This is a genomic window from Nakamurella sp. UYEF19, from assembly GCF_040546275.1.
Lineage (GTDB): Bacteria > Actinomycetota > Actinomycetes > Mycobacteriales > Nakamurellaceae > Nakamurella.
Genome location: NZ_JBEPNO010000003.1, coordinates 374,846 through 390,430, shown reverse-complemented (window position 1 = coordinate 390,430; position 15,585 = coordinate 374,846). Strand labels below are relative to the sequence as shown.

At 67.9% G+C, this 15,585-nt stretch carries 13 protein-coding genes and 1 pseudogene; 7 read left to right on the top strand and 7 right to left on the bottom strand.

The features are described 5' to 3' along the window. Positions 1–35 precede the first annotated feature (35 nt). Positions 36–274: pseudogene (locus ABIB25_RS07935) on the top strand (hypothetical protein); the annotation flags it as partial. Here ABIB25_RS07935 and ABIB25_RS07930 read toward each other — a convergent pair. Both ABIB25_RS07930 and ABIB25_RS07925 read right to left on the bottom strand, forming a co-directional pair. Next, a complete protein-coding gene (locus tag ABIB25_RS07930; RefSeq protein WP_354527880.1) occupies positions 271–975 on the bottom strand; it encodes a TIGR00266 family protein in 705 nt (234 codons plus the stop codon). The pseudogene ABIB25_RS07935 and the gene ABIB25_RS07930 sit on opposite strands and share 4 nt — an antisense overlap. 176 nt (positions 976–1,151) lie before the next feature. Further along, on the bottom strand, positions 1,152–2,759 hold the full coding sequence (locus ABIB25_RS07925; RefSeq protein WP_354527879.1) for a TIGR03767 family metallophosphoesterase: 1,608 nt from the start codon (positions 2,757–2,759) through the stop codon (positions 1,152–1,154). 120 nt (positions 2,760–2,879) lie between these two features. On the opposite strand from ABIB25_RS07925, the gene ABIB25_RS07920 reads away from it, so the two are divergent. Beyond that, positions 2,880–3,422, top strand: coding sequence for a GNAT family N-acetyltransferase (locus tag ABIB25_RS07920; RefSeq protein ID WP_354527878.1), 543 nt, complete (start codon positions 2,880–2,882; stop codon positions 3,420–3,422). A gap of 1 nt (position 3,423) precedes the next feature. Here the strand turns inward: ABIB25_RS07920 and pdxT are convergent, their stop codons facing one another. Both pdxT and pdxS read right to left on the bottom strand, forming a co-directional pair. Further along, complete coding sequence (gene pdxT / locus ABIB25_RS07915) at positions 3,424–4,023, bottom strand: pyridoxal 5'-phosphate synthase glutaminase subunit PdxT (protein WP_354527877.1); 600 nt, start codon at positions 4,021–4,023, stop codon at positions 3,424–3,426. Then, a complete protein-coding gene (gene pdxS, locus ABIB25_RS07910) occupies positions 4,020–4,991 on the bottom strand; it encodes a pyridoxal 5'-phosphate synthase lyase subunit PdxS (protein WP_354527876.1) in 972 nt (323 codons plus the stop codon). The genes pdxT and pdxS overlap by 4 nt, the downstream gene beginning before the upstream one ends. Between pdxS and ABIB25_RS07905 the strand changes: the two genes are divergently transcribed. Beyond that, positions 4,990–6,393, top strand: coding sequence for an aminotransferase-like domain-containing protein (locus ABIB25_RS07905; protein ID WP_354527875.1), 1,404 nt, complete (start codon positions 4,990–4,992; stop codon positions 6,391–6,393). The two genes, pdxS and ABIB25_RS07905, sit on opposite strands and share 2 nt — an antisense overlap. A 60-nt stretch (positions 6,394–6,453) precedes the next feature. Here ABIB25_RS07905 and ABIB25_RS07900 read toward each other — a convergent pair whose 3' ends face one another. Continuing rightward, the gene (locus tag ABIB25_RS07900; protein WP_354527874.1) at positions 6,454–8,418 is read right to left on the bottom strand and encodes an SEC-C metal-binding domain-containing protein; all 1,965 of its coding nucleotides are present in this window, start codon (positions 8,416–8,418) and stop codon (positions 6,454–6,456) included. Positions 8,419–8,661: 243 nt separating this feature from the next. Between ABIB25_RS07900 and dnaK the strand changes: the two genes are divergently transcribed. The 4 genes from dnaK (at position 8,662) to ABIB25_RS07880 (ending at position 13,006) form a co-directional block, all read left to right on the top strand. Next, complete coding sequence (gene dnaK, locus ABIB25_RS07895) at positions 8,662–10,515, top strand: molecular chaperone DnaK (RefSeq protein ID WP_354527873.1); 1,854 nt, start codon at positions 8,662–8,664, stop codon at positions 10,513–10,515. Positions 10,516–10,565: 50 nt separating this feature from the next. Continuing rightward, entirely contained in the window at positions 10,566–11,213 is a 648-nt protein-coding gene (gene grpE, locus ABIB25_RS07890; protein ID WP_354527872.1) for a nucleotide exchange factor GrpE, read from the top strand. 93 nt (positions 11,214–11,306) lie between these two features. Continuing rightward, positions 11,307–12,479, top strand: coding sequence for a molecular chaperone DnaJ (gene dnaJ / locus ABIB25_RS07885; RefSeq protein WP_354527871.1), 1,173 nt, complete (start codon positions 11,307–11,309; stop codon positions 12,477–12,479). Positions 12,480–12,565: 86 nt separating this feature from the next. Continuing rightward, a complete protein-coding gene (locus ABIB25_RS07880) occupies positions 12,566–13,006 on the top strand; it encodes a heat shock protein transcriptional repressor HspR (RefSeq protein ID WP_354527987.1) in 441 nt (146 codons plus the stop codon). A 164-nt stretch (positions 13,007–13,170) separates the two neighbouring features. Here ABIB25_RS07880 and ABIB25_RS07875 read toward each other — a convergent pair whose 3' ends face one another. Next, positions 13,171–14,004, bottom strand: coding sequence for a hypothetical protein (locus tag ABIB25_RS07875; protein WP_354527870.1), 834 nt, complete (start codon positions 14,002–14,004; stop codon positions 13,171–13,173). Positions 14,005–14,765: 761 nt separating this feature from the next. Then, positions 14,766–15,452, bottom strand: a complete 687-nt coding sequence (locus tag ABIB25_RS07870) for a hypothetical protein (protein WP_354527869.1) — start codon at positions 15,450–15,452, stop codon at positions 14,766–14,768. Positions 15,453–15,585 lie beyond the last annotated feature (133 nt).

Genomic DNA, 15,585 nt, shown 5'->3' with positions numbered 1-15,585 from the left:
CGTGCCGACGGTGTACCCGCATCAAGCCGTACTCGCCGATCCTCGCGGTGGCGACGAAGGGCAGGTACTACCTGCGTCGCACCGACGACGGCATCGACCTGCCGATGTTCGACGAGCACGCCAATCCGTCCGACGTGCACCTGAACTGCCACGTCTGCCGGATCGACTACGAACGCCCGGATATGTGCGCTTGCAAGATCCACGACGCGCACGTCTGCTCGCTGTGCCTGAGCACGACAAGGTCGGTGACCACGTGTTGCCCGCGCAGGTCTAGCCGAAGAGGCCGCTCTTGGGATTCTTGCCGGGGGCGACTGATCTGGCCCACTCGGCGAACGACTCCGGGTTCCGGGTCTGCAGCAGAACCCTTCCGGGGCCGGTGAAGTCGAAGACGAAGCCCTCGCCGGATTTCATCGACTGGATGGACCGGCCCTCCACCGCACGCCGCATGCGGAACTGGATGCCCAGGTCGTAGGCGACGACGTGCCCCGTGTCGATGACCACGGGTTGTCCAGGCTCCAGATCGAAGACGTCGATCGCGCCGTAGACGCTGACCAGGGCCTGCCCGCTGCCGGACGCCCTGATCCCGAAGCCGCCCTCACCGCCGAACAGGCTGGCCATGCCGCCCCACTGCGTGTCGATGCTGACCCCGGACGAGTTGGCGATCCAGTTGCCGCGGGCCAGGTAGTACGGCCGCTCCGGGGTGATGTCGATGGCGGCCACATCCCCGGGGAGAACGCCGGCGACGTCGACCCAGCCGCCGTCGGCCGGGGCGGTGTAGGTGGTGACGAAGAACGACTCGCCGCCCAGCACCGAGCGCCGGAGCCCGGCCATCACACCACCTTCGGCCTTCGCCGCCAGGGTGACGCCGCCCGAGTGGGCGATCATCGCGCCGGACTCGACGCGCACGCTCTCGCCCGGGCTGAGGAACATGCGGCCGACGGTGAACGACGGGTTGTGCCTGAGCTGGATCTGCATTCGTGAACGGTAACCACTGCCCGGCATCCGCCGCAGCCCACCCACCATTCCGGCGCATACCGAACTGCGCTGCGCATACGGTCCGGCCCGAATACGGGCCCCGGAGCCCAGATTCGGTCGGTTCCAGATGCGCAGGGCACTTCTGTATGCGCACAAGGGAAGGGCACGGGGGAAGGTCAGGCCCAGGGGTCGGGGAGGTGGAGCAGGACGTTGCGGTCGGTCGGTGTCCCGACCAGCACGTGCCGGGCGAGGTCCTCGGGCCGGAACTGCCAGTCGTTGGCGGCCAGCTGACGGGACAGACCGGCCATCGCCGTCGTCGACCGGAGCGACCCGGACCAGGGCAGTTCGCCGGAATGATCGACCATCGTCACCGCGACGGTCAGCGTGCCGCCGGGCGAGCGGAGGAGCTCCACGATGCGGCCCTGCTGCGGGAAGTCGATCAGGGACGGGGCTGTCACCTCCCACCAGCTGTGCCGGCCGGTGTGCGGGGTGACCCGGGTGAGGTGGGTGTGGCCGTTCAGCCACAGCACGACACAGGGGTGACCATCGAGGATCTCGGTCAGCTCCGCGGTGAGCACCCGCCTTGCGGCGGCCGGCGCCAGGCGGTCGTTGACCAGGTCGGCCAGCGTGTGGTGAGAGGCCAGCACGACGTGGCGACGCTCGCGGTCGGCGTCGGTCAGTTCGGACTCGAGCCAGACCAGCTGCGGTTCGTCGAGGCTGCCCTGCCAGCCGCCGTGCTCGTTCACCGCATCGAGCACCAACACGGTGACGCCGTCGTGGTCGTAGCGGTAGTACGCCCGCCCGCCGTGGTCCGCCGCGAAGCCATGGCCCGCTGGACGGGCGCGGGGGCCGAAGTGCGCGTCCAGGAATTCCTCGCGGGTGATGGTGCGCCGCAGCGCATCCGGCGTGATCGTCCGGACGAGCATCTCCCCCCATGCGTCGAGCCCGATCTGCTCCGTCGAGTCGACGGCGCCGCAGAACCGGGCGATCTGCTCGAGCGTCCAGTGGGCCGGTACGTCGATGGCCTTCGTGTCCGCCATCGAGGCGAGGGCGAAGTCGCCGACCGCCGGGATGTTGCCCTGCACCAACTGGTCGTGGTTGCCATGGACCGCGATCCACGGCATCGACAGGCCTGGCGAGTCGAAGGGTGCCCGGAGCGCGTCGAGCAGTCCGGGGGCATCCGGGAATCCGAACAACCGGTGCGGTCGGTCGGAGCGTGCGGACCCATCGGCCCTGACCGACGGGTCGGGGTGCCAGAAGGCCTCGTGCCAGTACCCGTGATCCGCGACACCCTCGTACCGGTCGAGGGCTCCGGAGTCGGGCACGATCCGGCCGCCGTCGAGAAGACCGATGTACCAACCCAGTTCGTTGGTCTGCGCGCTGTCGACGACGTCGCCGGTGGTGATCGCCCAGTCGATCTCGGCGCCGCCGACCGGGCCACGCCCGACGGCGTTGATCGCGTCCACCATCGCGGCGCCCACCTGCACCGTCAAGCAGTCCTGGGCGCGGTAGCTCCCGATGTGGCCCAGCGTCGGGCGGAGCGGGGAGTCCGGATCCGACCAGCGGTCGAGGAACTCCCCGCGGGCCGGTGACTGCGAGTCGCACAGGTGCAGATCCGAGAGGTGCGCGACCGTCAGCAGGGGCGCGCTGTCGGCCGGACGGCCCGCTCCCCGGATCAGTTCGGACCGCGCCACGTGCGGCTCGCCCGGCCCGGCAGCCAGCGGCCAGTACCCGAGATCCGACCGGGTTCCGCCGGTGATCGAACTGCGGTGCGTCAGGGTCACCACGGGATTATCACCGAGCGGTTCACCGCCCCCGGCAGCGCCTCAGGATGTGGTTCACCACCGTGCCGCCGTCCGAAAATTCAGTGGCAGCGCTCCGGGGTGTAGTTGCTACGGTGCCGCATGCGCATCCGTGACGAACAGCCTGCCGATCATGACGCGGTCCGTCAGCTGCACCGGGCTGCCTTCGGTGACCACGGCCCATCGGTGGCGCCGTTGGTCCATGCTCTCCGCACCATCGTCGCTGCGGGGCAGGGACTCTCGCTGGTTGCGGAACAGGAGGGGCTGATCCTCGGGCATGTGATGTTCACCCGCAGCCTGCTGGACGCCCCGGCCGCGCTCGTCCCGGTGCAGGTGCTCAGCCCGGTGGGAGTGCTACCCGCGCACCAGCGGCAGGGGATCGGCGGTGCGCTGATCCGGCGAGGTCTGCAGACCCTGAACGACAGAGCCGTCCCGCTGGTCTTCCTGGAGGGATCGCCCGACTACTACCCGCGGTTCGGCTTCCGGCCGGGCGGACCGCTCGGCTACCGCAAGCCGTCGCTCCGGATACCCGATGCCGCGTTTCAGGTCATCCGTCTGCCGGAGGCCCGGCCCTGGATGACCGGAACGCTGGTCTACTCCGAGATCTTCTGGCAGCACGACTGTGTCGGGCTGCGGGACCAGTGACTCACGGCCGATCGTGCTCCGCCACCATCTCGAGGAACAAGCGGTGGATCCGGTCGTCGGGGGTGAGTTCCGGGTGGAAGGCGGTCACCAGCACGTGCTCCGTACGGGCCGCGACCGGGCGTCCGTCCACCTGCGCCACCACCTGGACGCCGTGCCCGATGCTCTCGATCGCCGGAGCCCGGATGAAGGCGGCCGGGAACGGGCCGCCGCCCAGTCCCTGCACCTCGAGCTCGCATTCGAACGAATCCGACTGACGGCCGAACGCGTTGCGGCGCACGGAGAGCGGAATCGCGGCCAGCGGCCGCTGGTCGGCCCGGCCGTCGAGTACCCGGTCGGCCAGGACGATCATTCCGGCGCAGGAGCCGAAGGCCGGCAGCCCTGTGGCCAGGGCTGCGGTCAGCGGTTCGCGCAACTCGAAGGCGTCGAGCAGCCGGCAGATGGTGGTCGACTCCCCGCCGGGGATCACGATCCCGTCGAGATCGGCCAGGTCCGCCGGACTGCGCACCGGCCGCGTCCGCGCGCCGATCGCGTCGAGCCGGTCGAGGTGATCGCGGAAACCGCCCTGGAGCGCCAGCACGCCGATGAGCGACGCCCCGGTCACCAGCCGCGCTCGGCCAGCCGGTGGGGCACCGGGATCTCGTCCACGTTGATCCCCACCATGGCTTCGCCGAGCCCGCGGGAGACCTTGGCGATGACATCGGGGTCGTCGAAGAAGGTGGTGGCCCGCACGATGGCCTCTGCGCGGGCGAGCGGAGAACCGGACTTGAAGATGCCGGACCCGACGAAGACACCCTGGGCCCCGAGCTGCATCATCATCGCCGCGTCTGCGGGGGTCGCGATGCCGCCCGCGGTGAAGAGCACCACGGGCAGCGCGCCGGCCGCGGCGACCTCCGCGACGAGATCGTAGGGCGCCTGCAGTTCCTTGGCCGCCGCATACAGCTCGTCGGGCGAAAGGCTGGACAGACGACGGATCTCGCCGCGAATCGTCCGCATGTGGGTGGTCGCGTTCGAGACGTCGCCAGTGCCAGCCTCGCCCTTGGAGCGGATCATCGCGGCGCCCTCGCTGATCCGCCGCAGCGCCTCGCCCAGGTTGGTCGCGCCGCAGACGAAAGGCACGGTGAACCGCCACTTGTCGATGTGGTGGGTGTAGTCGGCCGGGGTCAGCACCTCGGACTCGTCGATGAAATCGACGCCGAGCGACTGCAGGACCTGCGCCTCGACGAAGTGGCCGATCCGGGCCTTCGCCATCACCGGGATGGACACGGCCGCGACGATGCTGTCGATCATGTCGGGGTCGCTCATGCGGGAAACGCCGCCCTGGGCGCGGATGTCGGCCGGAACCCGCTCGAGGGCCATCACCGCGACGGCGCCGGAATCCTCGGCGATCCTGGCCTGCTCCGCGGTGACGACGTCCATGATGACGCCGCCCTTGAGCATCTCGGCCATGCCGCGTTGCACGCGGGCCGTCCCGACGCGCCGCGCGGGCGGGTCGTCCAGTGGCGTTCGGAGGGTGGTTTCTCCCGGTAGCGATCGGGAGATTTCACCAGTAGCGCTATCATTGAGCTTCATGTCCAACGATAGCAGTGTCCAGCGGGTCGTGCGGCGGATCGACGATCTGGCTCGCGAGGCTCCCGCCGGGACGCGGCTGCCGAGCAGCCGCGAGCTGGTGGCTTCGCTGGGCGTCAGCGCGACCACCGTGCAGCAGGCGATCGCCCGGCTCTCGGCGGACGGGACCATCACCACCCGTCCCGGAGCCGGCACCTTCGTGGCGGAGCGGCGAGCGCCGGTCCGCGCCGATACCACCTGGCAGGACGTGACTCTCAGTCAGAGTCTGGTGGACACGGCCGGTCTCGACGACGTGCTGCGGTCCAGCGATCCGGGAGTGCTGCCGATGGCGGTGGGCTATCCGAGCGCTCAACTCGGTGGTGATCTCGGTCTGTCGCCGGCCCTCGCGCGGGCGTCGCGTCGACCCGGCGTCTGGGAACCACCGCCGGCCGACGGGCTGCCCGAGCTCCGCACCTGGTTCGGTCAGCAGATCGGGGTCGCCGGAGACGATGTGATCATCAGTCCCGGTACCCAGTCGGCACTCTCGACCATCTTCCGGGCGCTCGTCCCGGGCGGGGAGTCGATTCTCTTCGCCACGCCCACCTATCCGGGCGCCCTGGCCGTGGCGCGCAGTGCGGGGCTGGTCCCGGTCCCCATTCCCGGCGACGAGAACGGCATCCGCCCGGATCTGCTCGAACGTGCGCTCGAGCGGACGCACGCCAGACTCCTGTACGTGCAGCCCACCTACGCCAACCCGGACGGGAGTGTGCTGAACGACGAACGGAGGCGCGAACTACTCGAGATCGCCCACCGCCACGGGCTTTTTGTGGTCGAGGACGACTGGGCCCGGTGGCTGGGGCACGGTGATCCGGTTCCGCGGTCGTTGATCTCCGACGACGAGCACGGTCACGTCATCACGGTCTGCTCGCTGACCAAGGCCGGTGCCCCCGGACTGCGGATCGGCGCCATCGCGGCCCGCGGGCGGGTGGCCGGTCGGCTGGCCGCCCTGCGGATGGTCGACGACTTCTTCGTCTCGGGTCCGCTGCAACACGCTGCCGTCGACATCGTCACGGCCACGGCCTGGTCCACCCACGTCCGCCGGACGGCGATTGCTCTCGGCGGGCGGGCGAGGGTGCTGGTCCGCGAACTACGGGCCACCATGCCCGACTGCGCCTTCGTGCCACCGGCCGGTGGCTTGAGCCTGTGGCTGGAATTGCCTGACGCGCTGGACGAGGCCGTCTGCGTCAGAACGGCTCTCGATCACGGCGTGGCGGTGGCGCCCGGTCGCTACTACTCCATCGGGGACCAGCGGGCGCCACACCTGCGGCTGTCGTTCGCGAATCTCACGGAAGACGAGCTACCGGAGGCGGTTCGCCGTTTGGCTACGGCGCTGGGGGAGGTCGGTCAGCCGCGCCCGCTGCGCTGAGCGGACGTCTCCGTTGCTGACCGAGTGTCTCCGTCGCCGGCCGGACGCATGCAGACCAGGTCAGTCGGTGCTCCGGCCGCTGAGCACGCTGACCGTGCGGATCGGATCCTCCTCGTCACTGCCCTGCAGGGCGAGCAGCGCCTCCGTCAATGCACGTCGCGACGGTGGGACCAGCACCGATCCGCCCGGTGCCGCGAGCGTCGGCCCGGCCGCGAGGAGGCGCACACATACGAGATCGCCGACCGTGGCGCCGACCGGTGCCAGCGGTAGGGTGACGACCGCTCCGCTGTCGAGATCTTCGATGATGCAACCGGTTCCGAGTCCGGTGACGGTCGCCAGGCTGCGACGAGACGTCTGCCAGTCCACCAGCAGTTCCCGCTCGTCGTCCGGCAGGATGGTGGCCCTGGTGTCGATGAACTCGTCGAGGAGCCCGCCCTCGAACATGGCGACGTCGATCATCAACGGATCCTTCACCGCGACGAACAGAGCCTCGGGCCCTACGGCCGGGTCAACCGCGGTGGCCGCCAGTTCGATGACCAGTTCGCGCCCCGGTCCGTTGCGCACCCAGTTGGCGACCTTGTCGTACAACCAGTCCCGGCGGGCGGCCAGATCGAAGTCCGACCGGCCGAGGTGGCACTTCTTGTACTTTTTCCCGGACCCGCACCAGCAGACGTCATTGCGCCCGATGTCGGCCCTGGTCTCGCCGACGTACCGGGACACCATCGCCAGCTCGGCGTCGTCGGAAGGCACCATCGCGCGATTCAGCAACGAGACAGCCTGCGCCGCATCACCTCGGAGCGAGGCCAGCGACGCCAGCTCCCGCATGGCGGGATAGAAGTCGGCGTCCAGGTCCAGGGCGGTCCGATAGCCCGCCTCGGCGTCCTCGAAGGCCGAGAGCAGGTCGTCGCACCGCGCCACCAACCAGTGCCAGCCGGCCATCGAGCGGCGCGGGACCTCCGGCTGCAGCAGCATCAGCATGGACTTCAGCACGGTCCCGAGATGCGGGTCGCCGCCCAGTTTCTCGTCCGCGATGGCGACCACCACCATCGGCTCGGCAAGCATCATCATCGCCGGCAGCAGGTCCATCAGATCGAACTCGGGGAATTCGTCCTCGTTCTCGCCGTCGTCGGCCCAGTCGTGCAGAGCATCGTGCAGTTCGTCGACCTTGTCGATGACGAGCAGCACTGCCGCGGCCTCCCCGTTCGACAGGTCGTAGGTCTCGCAGATCCGTTCGAGTTCGCTTTCCGCGTCGGCGATCTCGGCCGCCCCGGCGAAGTCGAACCCCGCAACCGCTACCATGCCGTCCTCCTGCTCGAGTCCGATCTCCTCCAGGATCTCCGACAGCAGCGGGCCCGGTGTGGTGAAGGCTTGCGGATCACGAGCACAGACGAGGAGCAGGAACTCCTCCAAGGGCACGTCGCCGAGCACCACCTCGTCGTCCTCGAGTCCGGGATCATCCGGATCCATGATCAGTTGATCGTTCGCGAACACCTCCTGCCGGACGAGCAGCAACTCCGTCAGCCGGGGGATCACGTCGTCGGGCTCGACCGCCGCGGCCAGGTGCAGGCCGTCCGGACCGACGGAAAGCGCGACCAGAGAATCCACCGCGTATGCGTCGAGTGCGCCGTCGGACAATCGGATCACCGGGTCGAGGGTGTCGGGGTCGATGCTCTCCTTGATGGGCCGCGCGTCCAACTGGTCGAACGGTGCCGTGTCGAGCAAGGTCCAGATGCCGGCCAGATCCGGAAGGATCGAGAGCTCGCCGCGTTCCACCTCCTGCTCGTCCAGCCGATGGGTGAACACCCGGCCGGTCAGCACCCGGCTGACGTCGACCACCAACTCCGGGTCGACGATGTCGATCCGGGCCAGGGCGCTCGACGACTGGTCCCGCCAGGCCTCCTCGAACTCCTCCTCGGTCATCGGCGAACCGGCATGGCGGAGCCGGTCGAGCAGCTCGGGCACGGGCAACGAGAGGTCGTTCTGCAGGGCGCGGACGATGGCGTCGCCGTCAGGTCGAGTGGTCACGGGACCATCCTGCCGTCATCGAGAAGTCCTCGATCACCGGCCCGAGCATCGGGCCGAGACTCTCGGGAACAATCTGCCGCTGCCATCAGTTGGAAGCATCAGTAAAGTTGAGCCTGACCGACTCAAGGTGGTTTGACAGCCAGCCGGAGCCTGTCGCATGCTGGGAATCAGTACCTCAATCACCACATCACGGGCGTGCACCAACCGGCGCAGGTCCACAGGAACCCATAGCAGGAGGAACGCATGTCGCGTGCCGTCGGTATCGATCTCGGTACCACCAACTCGGTCGTCTCGGTCCTGGAAGGCGGCGAGCCCACCGTCATCGCCAACGCCGAAGGCGCCCGCACCACCCCGTCGATCGTCGCGTTCGCCAAGAACGGCGAGGTTCTCGTCGGCGAGGTCGCCAAGCGTCAGGGCGTCACCAACGTCGACCGGACCATCCGGTCCGTGAAGCGCCACGTAGGCACCAACTGGACCGTCGACATCGACGGCAAGTCGTACACCCCGCAGGAGATCAGCGCCAGGGTGCTCGGCAAGCTGAAGCGTGACGCGGAGTCCTACCTCGGCGAACCCGTCACCGACGCCGTCATCACAGTCCCCGCGTACTTCAACGACGCCCAGCGTCAGGCCACCAAGGAAGCCGGCGAGATCGCCGGTCTGACCGTGCTCCGCATCGTCAACGAGCCGACCGCGGCCGCCCTGGCCTACGGGCTCGACAAGGGCGACAAGGAGCAGACCATCCTGGTCTTCGACCTCGGTGGTGGCACGTTCGACGTGTCCCTCCTCGAGATCGGCGACGGCGTCGTCGAGGTCAAGGCCACCGCCGGTGACAACAAGCTCGGCGGCGACGACTGGGACGAGCGCGTCGTCAACTGGCTCGTCGACAAGTTCAAGGCGGCCAACGGCATCGACCTGACCAAGGACAAGATGGCCATGCAGCGCATCCGCGAGAACGCGGAGAAGGCCAAGATCGAGCTGTCCTCGAGCCAGTCCACCTCCATCAACCTGCCGTACATCACGGTCGACGCGGACAAGAACCCGCTGTTCATGGACGAGAGCCTGACGCGAGCTGAGTTCCAGCGGATCACCTCCGACCTGCTCGACCGCACCCGCACCCCGTTCCACCAGGTCATCAAGGACGCCGGCGTCAAGGTCGGCGACATCGACCACGTCGTGCTCGTGGGTGGTTCCACCCGCATGCCGGCCGTCACCGAACTGGTGAAGGAGCTGACCGGTGGCAAGGAGCCCAACAAGGGCGTCAACCCCGATGAGGTCGTCGCTGTCGGCGCTGCCCTGCAGGCCGGTGTGCTCCGCGGCGAGGTCAAGGACGTGCTGCTGCTCGATGTCACCCCGCTGTCGCTGGGGATCGAGACCAAGGGCGGCATCATGACCAAGCTCATCGAGCGCAACACCACCATCCCGACCAAGCGCTCCGAAATCTTCACCACGGCCGAGGACAACCAGCCCTCGGTGCAGATCCAGGTCTTCCAGGGCGAGCGGGAAGTGGCCGCCTACAACAAGAAGCTGGCCATGTTCGAGCTGACCGGCCTGCCGCCGGCGCCGCGCAACGTGCCGCAGATCGAGGTCACCTTCGACATCGACGCCAACGGCATCGTGCACGTCACCGCCAAGGATCTCGGCACCGGCAAGGAGCAGTCGATCAAGCTCACGGGTGGCTCCGCGCTGTCCAAGGACGAGATCGACCGGATGATGAAGGACGCCGAGGCGCACGCGGAGGAGGACAAGCTCCGTCGCGAGGAGGCCGAGGTCCGCAACCAGGCCGAGGCCCTCGTCTTCCAGACCGAGAAGTTCATCAAGGACAACGGCGAGAAGCTCCCGGACGAGCCGAAGGAGCGGGTCACCGCGTCCATCACCAAGGTGAACGAGGCCCTGAAGGGCACCGACCTCTCGGTGCTGAAGACGGCCGTCGAGGAGTTGGCGACCGAATCCCAGCAGCTGGGCGCCGCCCTGTACTCGCAGACCGCTTCCGAAGGTTCCGGCGACGCCCCCGCGGCCGACGGCTCGTCGGGCCCGCAGGAGGAAGAGATCGTCGACGCCGAGATCGTGGACGACCCGAAGCCGGACATGAACAAATGAGCCAGCAGGACGACAACAACGCAGGCCGGCCGGGAGGTGAGGAACCAGTCGTGATCAACGACAACCGCCGCATCGACCCGGAGACGGGCGAGGTGCGCAGTTCTGGTGGGTTCTTCTCCTCACCGTTCGGTCGGAAGTCCGACCCGGGAAACCCGGAGGAGGCTTCGCAGCCGATCTCGATCCAGACGGACGCCGATCTTGCGTTGGAGGCCGCCCAGCAGGAAGCTGCCGAGCGCACCTCCGACCTCCAGCGGGTGACGGCGGAGTACGCCAACTACCGCAAGCGGGTCGACCGCGATCGGGATCTGGTCGTCAAGAACGCGAAAGCTTCGGTCCTGACCGAAATGCTGACCGTCATGGACGACATCGACAACGCCGACCGTCACGGCGATCTCACGGGAGCGTTCAAGGCCGTGGCAGATCGCCTGACGGGCGTGCTGACCAAGGCCGGCCTGACGCAGTTCGGCGTGGTCGGCGACGAGTTCGATCCGGCCCTGCACGAGGCGGTCCAGTTCGCCACCTCCGCCGACGTCGCGGTGCAGACCGTGACAACGGTGATGCGGCACGGGTATTCACTGGGCGATCGGCTGGTGCGGGCGGCCGTCGTCGGGGTCACCGGCCCCGGCGAGGAAGACGAACCGGCTCCGGTTCCGAGCGACGACGCCGACGAGATCGTTGATGCGGAAGTTGTCGAGTAGCAGCACCCCCGCCACAACGTCCTTCAGAGTGGTCGCTATAGCGCGCACTTTGCAGGACGTTGCTTGGTCTACCTACAAGAAGGGAGGTTCCTGGTGAGCGCCAAGGATTACTACGAGAAGGACTTCTACGCGGCGTTGGGCGTGAGCAAGACAGCGACCGCCGCGGAGATCAAGAAGGCCTATCGGAAGCTCGCCAGGGACCTGCATCCCGACAAGAACCCGAACAACAAGCAGGCCGAGGAGAAGTTCAAGACCGTCTCCGAGGCGTATGACGTGCTGTCCGACGACGCGAAGCGCAAGGAGTACGACGAGGCGCGGGCGTCCGTCGGGTCCGGGGCGTTCCGCGGATTCGGTGGCCAGCCCGGCGCCGGTGCCGGCGGATTCGACATCAACGATCTCCTGCGCAACAGCGGCGGCGGCTCGGGTGGCGGCGGCGGGATCGGCGACATCTTCGGTGGCCTGTTCAACCGCGGCGCCACGAATACCAGGGCGTCCCGCGCCAAGCGCGGCGGCGATGTCGAGACCGAGGTGCGGATCGCGTTCACCGAAGCGGTGTCCGGAGTGACGGTTCCGTTGCGGTTGTCCGAACGCAGCACCTGTCCCACCTGCCTCGGCACCGGTGCCAAGCCGGGCACGTCGCCGCACGCCTGCCCGGTGTGCAACGGCACCGGCCTGACCACTCGCAACCAGGGCTCGTTCGCCTTCTCCGAACCCTGCACCAATTGCCGCGGAACCGGTTCCATCACTGACGACCCGTGCCCGAACTGCCACGGCGAGCGAACGGTGCAGCAGTCCCGCACCCTGACGACCCGGATCCCCGCCGGTGTCTCCGACGGCCAGCGCATCCGGCTGGCCGGCAAGGGTGACGCCGGGACCGGTGGTGGACCGCACGGCGACCTGTTCGTCGTCATCCACGTCAGCGCCCACGAACTGTTCGGCCGCAACGGCGACAATTTGACCCTGACCGTCCCGGTGACCTTCCCGGAGCTGGTGCTGGGTACCGATCTCACCGTCCCGACCCTGTCCGGGTCCGTGCGCCTGCGGGTCGCGCCCGGGACGGCGTCCGGCCGCAAGCTCCGCGTCAAAGGGGCAGGCGTCAAGCGCAAGGATGTCATCGGGGACCTGATCGTCACCGTGGAGATCGCTGTTCCGCAACGTCTCTCGCCAGAGGCCACGGCGGCGATCGAAGCTTTTGCAGCCGAGCAGACCGAGGACCCCAGGGCTGCGATCACCCGTGCGCTGCAGGCCTCTGCGGACAAGTCATGACCGGGCCGGGCGGAGCAGATGAGGGCGACGCCGGCACCCGGTCCGGATTGAAACCCCCTGGCACCAGCGGCTTCCAGGCGTTCGACATGGTGGGATTCGAGGTCGACGCGCCGCTGTTCGTCATCTCGGTGGCCGCCCAGCTCGCCGGGATGCACGCCCAGACCCTGCGTTCCTACGACCGCGAAGGCCTGGTCTCCCCTGGCCGCACCTCCGGTGGTGGGCGGCGGTACTCGCGTCGCGACATCGAGTTGCTCCGCGAGGTCCAGAAGCTCAGCCAGGACGAGGGCGTCAATCGCGCCGGGATCCGCCGGATCATCGAGCTGGAGGCCCAGGTCGACGCGCTTCGTGCGCGGGCGACGGAGCTGACCGACGAAATCCGCGCCCTGAACGCCGATCTCAACCAGTCGCAGGCCGACGCGGCGAACGCCGCAGCCAACGCCATCGCGGGATTGCGGCGAGATCTGGTCCCCTGGCAGAACACCACCACGGCCATGGTCACCTGGCGCCCCCAACGCCGCCGCGGCTGACGCATTCCATACCGCGCACATCAAGGTGCCCGGCGCATACGAAAGTGCCCGAAACTCGCTCCTCAGAGCTAGTTTCGGGCACTTTGGTATGCGCAGCCCGCCTGCAATTCGGCCGCCGCAGCTCACCCGCCGCAGCTCACCCGCCGCGGATCACCCGCCGCGGATCAGCAGGTCACGGTGAAGGTGAAGCCCCCGTCGACCAATGGCGCTGATGCCGTGCTGATGTCCCGGACGTACACGTAGGCGTAGTCTCGAAACCCATTGAAATTGGTACTGACGCTGGTGGTGGTGACGGTGCCCGTTGCCACGAGGACGCAGCCGATGACGGGCTGGTTGAACTGGACGTAGTAGTGGCCGGTGTCGATCGTCGCGTAGATCCCCGAGGTCATCACCTGGCTCGAGTGGGTGCCCAATGATCCGTCGGCGTTGACAGTGCCGGCGATCGGTTCCAGGTAGTAGCCGGTGATGTCGATGATGACGTTCGTCGTCGACCCGTGATTCCTGATGCTCAGCGACGGCTCGGTGCCGGCCGATTGCAGCGTGAACGTCGGGTTGCCGCTGATCGTCTGATGCACCGGATAGGTGATGAAGTTTGTATGCGGTTCGACAGTTCCGGCCGGATAGCCCGACAAATAGCCGGTGTTTGCGGCAGCGGTCACGGTGACGTTCGTGGTCACGCTGCTTGCGCCCGCCGGCACTCCGCAACCCCCGGAGGTTCCGCCCTGGGGAGCGAATCCACTGGCGCCGCGAATGGTGAAACTCCGGATGGCGCCGTTGACGAGCGCTCCGCCGCCCGCCCGCGTATCGGCCACCCGGCAGGGCGTCACCGGAATGTACTGCGCCTGGACGATGGCGCCGGCGTTGGTGAAGGGCTGACGAGCGCCGCCCGGTCCGTTGCCAGTGGGTCCGTTGCCGGTCGGTCCGGAGGCGGCGAAGAGGGTTTTGCCACCAACACTCTGCTCCGGCCGACCCCCGGATGCGGACGACAGGCAACTCACCCCCAATGTGACAGTGGTGGTGGAGATCAGCAGCCAGCGGTCAAACGGTTCATGAGGTGCTCCAGACGTGCGCCACTCGGGCGGCGGCGCATCCGGAACCAGAAGCGCGCTGGAGCCGGACGTGATACATCATCGGCCAGCATGTGACCGTCAGGAAGAAGTAGTTGCTGGAGTCAGCGGGAACGGCATCTCCGGTCTGGTTGATCGCCAACCGGGACACCCGCCCGTTGATGCTGACGAGCCCTTCGATCGCGAAATGTAGTAGCCGGTGACCTCGAGAATGCCGTGGGTGTTGCGACCGTGTCAATGGCCACGTCAGCGTTCCTGAATGGCCGAAGACGAACCGGCGCATACGGCTTGGACCGAAAGCCGTTCGATGGAGGCAGATTCGGCCGATTCCGTATGCGCCGGGACTTTCTGTATGCGCCCAGGGTGCGGGCGTCAGCGGCCGACTATGCCGAATATGCCGGAGAGGGTCGCTGTCCTCCACCCGGTCCCAGGCGTCGGAGAAGTCGTCCACCGTGCCGCGGGTCACGGCCTGCTCGAAGGCGTGGAGCCGGCCGAAGACAAGCCAGGTAGGCGAGCGGCGACGGCCACGAACAACGGCCACCGGTCACAACGGCAACACCGGCAACAACGGCCACCGGGCAACGACGAAGGCCACGGTCGAGGACAACGGCGGTACCGAAGATCTCGGGTACCGCCGTTGTCGTCGGACGTCTTCGCTCACGTCGGTGGGGGCCGTCAGCAGAGCCGGAGGATCAGCAGGACACGCTGACCTGGGTCGCGAAATCGGTTGGCGTGCCGGCCGGGCTGTACGTCCTGATGATGGTGTAGACGGTGTTCAGGTTCTGGGAGGTCGCGTAGCCCGGGAGGCCTCCGTAAACGGTGACCATCGGGGCGCAATTCGCGACGTCGGTGTCCCACTGGACCCGGTAGGACCCCGTGCCGAGCTGGGTGGCGCCGAGCATCCGGCTGGTTCCGGCGTAGGTGGCACCGGCGATGTTGACCAGACCTTCCAGCTGTGGAATGTAGTAGCCGGTGACGTCGACGACGACGTGGGTGTTGCCACCGTGGTTGGCGATGGTCAGTGGTCTGGCGTTACCGGCGGCCAGCGCGAAAGTCGGGTTGGCGGTCAGGTTGAAGTTCCTGTGGGTGGTGATGAAGTTGGTGATGGGAGCAATCGATCCGGTCGGATAGCCCGTCAGGTAGCCGTCGGAGACGGTGCCGGCAGCCGTGACGTTGGCAGTGACTCCGGTTGCGCCAGTGGGGATGCGGCAGCCGCCGCTTTTTCCGCCCTGCGGCGCGAAGCCGGTGGTGCCGGTGACGTAGAAGGCGCGGGACGCATTGTTGGCCATGAATCCACCGCCCTTTCGCGTGTCGGCGATCCGACAGGGAGTGACCGGTACGAAGAGGGCCTCCGACACGAGGGGTGGTCGCGGCGTCATCGGGATCACCTGTCCCACCCCGGCCGCCGACGCATGGCCGGACGACGATGGATCATCGGGGGTACCGGGTGTGGCCGCTGAAGCGGCAGAGAATGTCAGAGCCGCAGCAGTGATCGTGCCGACGACGATACTG